We start from the raw sequence: 5967 nt of genomic DNA, 5'->3' as shown, positions 1-5967 counted from the left end.
GATGTTTGGCGCGGGGACGCTCGAATACAACGACTCCACCGCGAACAAGGACGCCTGAAAGAGCGCGCCCATTCCCTTCAACGTCTCGAGAATTTAAGAGCCTGCGGTCGGGTGGGGGGGGACGAGCCCGCCCACCCGACGCGCATCCACGCCGAACACTCGGCAACAACCAAGCAAGAGGGGCACAAGGGTGAGACGTCTGGGGAATCTCCTGAAGGCCGCGCCGCGGTCAGGCGCACGGGCGGTGAAGATCGCCGTCATCACGCTGCTCGGCATCATGCTGCCGGCGGGCGCACTGTTCGCCGCGAGCCAGGCCGGCAAGCCAACATTCAGCGTCCAAGTATCGCCGGCGAGCCAGTCAGTCGTGCGCGGCTCGGCTGTCAGCTACACCGTGACGCTGACCTCGCAGAACGGGTTCGCCGGAACCGTGGCGATGTCCGCGTCGGCCCTCCCTAGCTCTTCGACGGCGGGCTTCTCCGCCGCGAACCTCAACGTCGCGGCAGGCGGAAACGCCACCACGACGCTCACGGTGTCGACAACGGCGTCGACGCCCGTGGGTACGTACAGCCCTCAGATCCAGGGAACCTCGGGGAAGACGACGGCGTCGACCACCGCGGGACTCACGGTCAACTACCCTCTCTCGGGGTCCTTCTCGCTCTCGAGCGCGCCGGCGTCTCTGAGCATCTCGCCCGGCTCGAGCGGGGCCTACAGTCTCGCGATCTCAAGGACGAATCTCACGGGGCCGATCTCGTTTACCCTCTCAGGCTTGCCACAGGGCGTCACCGCCTCGTTCAGCCCGAACCCGGCGACCGGCAACACCACAACGCTTCAGGTGACCGCCTCGCCCTCGGCGCCGGCAGGCTCGTGGACCCTGTACATCGTGGGCTCGGGCCAGGACGCGACGGGCAAGACTCAATATGGGTACGCGAGTGTCCAGTTCGGCATCGTCAGCAACGGCAAGGCCTTCTCGATCTCCGGCGACGCGGCATCGCAGCTCGCCCCCGGGGTGTCGCGGACGCTCGGCCTCGCCTTCTCGAACCCGAACAACCAGTCGCTCTCGGTGACGAACCTCTCGGTCACCATCGCGAGCATCAGCCAGACTGCTACTGCGAAGGCGCAGGGGCTTCCCTGCACGGCGGCAGATTTTGCCATCGCCCAGTACAGCGGGCCGTACCCCGTGGCCCTGCCGAGTGGGAGCAGCTCCCTGACGTCGCTTGGAGTAGCCAGCAGCCAGTGGCCGAAGATCTCGATGCTCGACACGGCTGCCAACCAGGACGGCTGCAAGGGTGCCTCGCTCGTGCTGACGTACTCCGGATCAGGACAGGGGAACTGACATGAAGGGGCTGCAGAAGGTGACGTGGCGTGGCGGACGCCGAACAGTCTCGGCAGTGCTCGGCGCGGCCGCGCTCGTCCTCGCCGGCGGAACCGCCTACGCCTACTGGGGAACGTCCGGGACGGGTTCGGGCAGTGCGGCGGCGGGGCAGCTTCAGACCCTGGCGACGCAGGCACTCGTCCAAGCGGCGCCGGGACAGCAACCGCTGTCTCCGGGCGGCACGGCAGACGCAGTTGTCCGGGTCTCGAACCCGAATCCCTACGACGTTCAGCTCTTCAGCGTTGTCTCGGCGGGCGCGGCGACAGCCGACGCCAGCCATCCCCAGTGTGTCACGACGGGGGTCTCGTTCCAGAACCAGAACCCCCTCGCCCAGCCCGTGACGATTCCTGCGAACGCAACGCAGACAGTGACCATTCCAAGCAGCGTCTCCATGGGGCTCACATCCGACGCGGGATGCCAAGGAGCTCACTTCAACCTTCCGCTGACTCTCGAGGTGCGCAAGTGATTGACGACCAGATGTCCCAGGGCAGCCCACGGCGCCTCCTGCGGGTGGGGCGGCGCAGCGCCGCGGCGCTCGCCGCCGTCGTCCTCGTTGCCGGAAGCGGTGCAGCCGCTTTCGCCTACTGGCAGGCGACGTCGACCTCTCCCGACGGGCTCGTGGTGGCCGATACCGTGAGCCAGGGGGCTCGACCCTCGGGGTCCTTCGCCAACGGAGGCGTCTCCCTTTCATGGACGGCGGGCACGACGGCGGGCGGCCGCGCGGTGTCCGGCTACACGATCGCGCGATACAGCACGGCAAGCGGCGGCGCTGCTGTCGCGGCGACGGGCGGCTGCGCGGGGGTTGTGAGCAACCTGTCGTGCACCGAGACGGGCGTGCCCGGCGGCACATGGTTCTACACGGTGACCCCGGTCCTAGGCAATTGGGCGGGGGCGGAGAGCGCGCGAAGCGCAGGAGTCGTCACTGACAGCACTCCGCCGACCGTCTCGGTCGCTTCGATCACTCCCACGCCGAACGCAGCGGGCTACAACAACAGCAGCCCGGTCACCGTCTCGCTGGCGGCACAGGACAATGCTGGCGGCAGCGGCGTTGCCTCGATCACTTACGCGCTCGACGGCGGTCAGCCCGCTACGGTTTCCGGCGCCGGCGCCAGCGTTTCCATCGGAGGGGACGGCACACACACCCTCGTGTACTCGGCCACCGATGCTGCGGGCAACACCTCGGCTAACCAGACGCTCACGGTACGGATCGACACGGTGGCGCCCGGGGCTCCGGCTCTCGGTGCTCCAGCGGTGATCAACGGAGCCAACGTGGGTGCAGTGCCGATCTCCGGCAGCGCCGAGTCGGGCAGCACCGTCACCGTGACGGCCTCCGACGGGTCCGGTCACTCGGTGACGGGTACGGCGACCTCGAACGCGTCGGGCTCCTGGTCCCTGCCGACACTCAACATGTCCGGCCTCGCCGACGGGACTATCACCCTCAAGGCCACTGCACAAGACGCCGCGGGCAACGTGAGCCCGGCGACCACGGCCACGGCCCTGAAGGACACTCAGGCGCCGGCAGCACCGACGGTCACAGCTCCCGCGACGGTGTGGTCCGCGAACGTGGCGTCCTTCAGCGTGAGCGGCTCGTCGGAGGCCAGCGCGCGGATCGCGCTCAAGGTGACCGATAGTGCCGGGGCGTTCGTCACCGGGAACGCGACAGCCGACGGCACCGGACGCTGGTCGGTCACGGGCCTCAACCTTTCGGGGCTCGCGGAGGGGCAGCTGACGTACTCGGCAACGGCAACTGACGCCGCTGGCAATACTGGGGCTCCCGGAACCCAGACGGGCCTGAAGGACACGAGCTCGGCGAAGCCACAGCTCACGGTGCCTGCCACCATCACCAGCGACACCGTGTCGGGGGTTCAGATCTCGGGTACCTCGGATCCCAGCGCCTCCGTCGTTCTCACGGCCAGCGACTCTGCTTCGCATTCGGTAACGGCAACGGTCTCTGCCAACACCTCCGGTGCTTGGACCACGACGATGAACGTGAGCGGCCTCAATTCTGGGCCTGTGACGTTCTCGGCCCAGGCCACCGACCCGTACGGAAACGTGAGCGTGGTCAACACGGCGGCGAGTCGCATCGGACCGAAGGTCGTCTCCGTGGCCCTGAGCGGGACGAACGGCAAGGCCGACTCCGGCGACACCGTCACGGTCGTGTTCAACGAGGTCATGAGCCCCAGCTCATTCTGCAGCACGTGGACCAGCACCACCAGCTCGCTCACGGGCAACGGTGTGGCGGTCCAGATCACCCCGAATAACGGCAACGACGCGCTGACCGTCACCGGGTGCACCACGGCGTCCAACTTCGGGACCGTGTACCTCGGTGCGACGTACGCGAGCGGCGGGTCCCTCACCTTCAAGGGATCAGGGCAGGGAGCCCCGTCTCAGGTCTCGCTCGGGACGGACGGCAAGACGCTGACGATCACGCTCGGCGCGTTGTCCAGCTCGTCGAAGGGCACCCAGGCCATCGTCAACGGCTCCACTCGGCCAGCCCCGGTTCCTGCCACCTACTCGGGGGCCGTGGCGGGGCAGACGGGTGCACCTACCGATTCGGGGAGCGCCGCCGTCGGTACCACGCCCTCGGGTGGGGGAGCATCGGTCACCTACTTCTAACCTCACTGGTAGAGCACCGGAACGGGCACCAGCCCGCTTCCGGTGCTCTCTCAGTTGATCCACAGATTCCCGCTCTCGGGCCCACAGCAGTGCTCCCTAGCATGGCGGCATGCTCAAGGTCAGTCGTCGTCATTTCATCGAAGGCGCGGGGATCGCGGTGTTCGGGGCGGTCGCCGGGGCGACCGTCGCCCGGTCCAGCGTCTTCCCTCTGCCGGCGAGCGCCGCCGCGGCGACGCCCACGCCGTCGCCCACGACCTCCGCCGGGCCCACCTCTCCGCCCGATCGCACGTTCGTGAGCACCAAGCTCACCACGCCCCATGTAAGCGTGTGGTCCACTGCCGCCACCGCGCCGGGGCTTCTCTTCGCGGGGCCGATGGGACACGGATCCAACGGGCTCATCATGGACAACGAAGGCCGCCCCATCTGGATGGAACCCACGGGAGCCGGGGTCACCGATCTGCGCGTGCAGTCCTATTTGGGCCGGCAGGTGCTCACGTACTGGAGCGGCCAGGGCATCGGAGGGCACGGGGAAGGCAAGGGGATCATCAAGGACACCTCCTACCGCACCATCGCGGAAGTGCCGGCCGGCAGCGGCCTCAAGGCGGATCTCCACGAGTTCACTCTCACCGCCTCGGGCACGGCCCTCCTCACGTCCTACCCGACCATCCAGCGCGACCTCTCGAGCGTGGGCGGTCCCGTCAAGGGGTACATGTACGACTGCCACGTCCAGGAAGTCGACATTGCGACCGGACAGCTGCTCTTCGACTGGACGGCGTCCGATCACGTCACCCTCGAGGAAAGCTACGTCAAGCCTTCCGATGACCAGACCGCGAACGGCGCCTCGACGAGCACCGCATACGATCCCTATCACCTCAACGCGGTCGACCTGCGCGCGGACGGATACCTCGTGTCCTTCCGCCACACCCACACGGTCTATCTGGTGACCCGGTCCGGGTCGGTGGCGTGGCGCCTGGGCGGAAAGAACAGCGACTTCGCCCTCCCCAGCGACGCGGTCTTCGCCTGGCAGCACGACGTCCGTCAGCGTGGCGCGGGGGTCATCAGCATGTTCGACAACCACTACAAGGACGGGACCACCGGAACATCCCGCGGCCTTCTCCTCGCCGTCGACGAAGCGAAACGGACAGCGAGCGTGAAGCTCCAGCTCGCCCGCGGAGGGCACCGGGGGAACGCGATGGGCAACGTCCAGTTCCTTCCGAACGGGCATTACCTGGTGGGCTGGGGGTCGGATCCGGCGGCAACGGAATTCGCGGCCGACGGGACGCCGGTCTTCGAGGCCACCGGCATCGGAGGCGGGTCCTACCGGGTGTACCGTGCCGAGTGGGCCGCCGCTCCCGAGACCCTTCCGGATGTCGCGGCGGTGACAGGCAACGGTTCCACCATGCAGGTATACGCCAGCTGGAACGGCGCCACGGCCGTCGCGAGCTGGAGATTCCTCACCGGCAACGACGCCACCGCCCTTTCGGAGGCCGTGGTGGTCAAGCGGACCGGCTTCGAGACGACGGCGGCAGTCGCAGCCGCCCCTCATGTGGCAGCCCAGGCCCTCGACTCCTCCGGAAAGGTCTTGGCGACCTCGGTGGCCATCGCAGCGTAGCGGGCAGGCGCATCGCATGGTGCACGATGGTCCCATGGCCGTCACCGACATCGTCATCGCGGATCTCGTCCAGCAGCCCATCCTTGAGGGGCGTGGCCACCTCGACGAGAGCCGCGTGGCGTACTACGTGGAGCATTTCGAGCAAGCGGAACCCATCACGGTCTTCGAGGCCGATGGGCTCCTCCTGCTCGCCGACGGCTACCACCGGTTGGCCGCGGCCCAACGGCTCGGCAGGCTTGCGATCCGGGCCGAGGTCCGCCCAGGTGGGAAGAGCGAGGCCCTCGAGTTCGCCGTCGAGCATGCGGTGAAACAGCGCGGACTCTCCCGCGAGGAGGTGATGGCAGCGATAGCGCGGCGCTCCGGCTCT

5 protein-coding genes are annotated in these 5967 nt (G+C 68.0%); all 5 read left to right on the top strand.

The genetic code is table 11. The features are described from left to right. Positions 1–190 precede the first annotated feature (190 nt). Positions 191–1333, top strand: coding sequence for a COG1470 family protein (locus ACTHL9_RS01465; RefSeq protein ID WP_440516851.1), 1143 nt, complete (start codon positions 191–193; stop codon positions 1331–1333). A 1-nt stretch (position 1334) separates the two neighbouring features. Continuing rightward, entirely contained in the window at positions 1335–1838 is a 504-nt protein-coding gene (locus tag ACTHL9_RS01460) for a hypothetical protein (RefSeq protein ID WP_440516850.1), read from the top strand. Further along, positions 1835–3988: an OmpL47-type beta-barrel domain-containing protein gene (locus ACTHL9_RS01455; RefSeq protein ID WP_440516849.1), complete on the top strand. Its 2154-nt coding sequence runs from the start codon at positions 1835–1837 to the stop codon at positions 3986–3988. Before ACTHL9_RS01460 ends, ACTHL9_RS01455 begins: the two co-directional genes overlap by 4 nt. Positions 3989–4097: 109 nt before the next feature. After that, positions 4098–5600 (top strand): arylsulfotransferase family protein, encoded by a 1503-nt coding sequence (locus ACTHL9_RS01450; RefSeq protein WP_440516848.1) that lies wholly within the window; start codon positions 4098–4100, stop codon positions 5598–5600. Positions 5601–5634: 34 nt separating this feature from the next. Next, on the top strand, positions 5635–5967 hold a 333-nt coding region (locus ACTHL9_RS01445; RefSeq protein ID WP_440516847.1), incomplete at its 3' end, for a ParB/RepB/Spo0J family partition protein.

Origin of the sequence: Sinomonas sp., from assembly GCF_051955515.1 — a bacterium.
Classification (GTDB): Bacteria; Actinomycetota; Actinomycetes; order Actinomycetales; family Micrococcaceae; genus Sinomonas.
This window is presented reverse-complemented; position numbering and strand designations above follow the sequence as displayed.

What these genes read in the sequence shown, in the direction of transcription:
- ACTHL9_RS01460 (WP_440516850.1), top strand. Translation starts at nt 1,335, where the DNA reads ATGAAGGGGCTGCAGAAGGTGACGTGGCGTGGCGGACGCCGAACAGTC.
- ACTHL9_RS01450 (WP_440516848.1), top strand. Translation starts at nt 4,098, where the DNA reads ATGCTCAAGGTCAGTCGTCGTCATTTCATCGAAGGCGCGGGGATCGCG.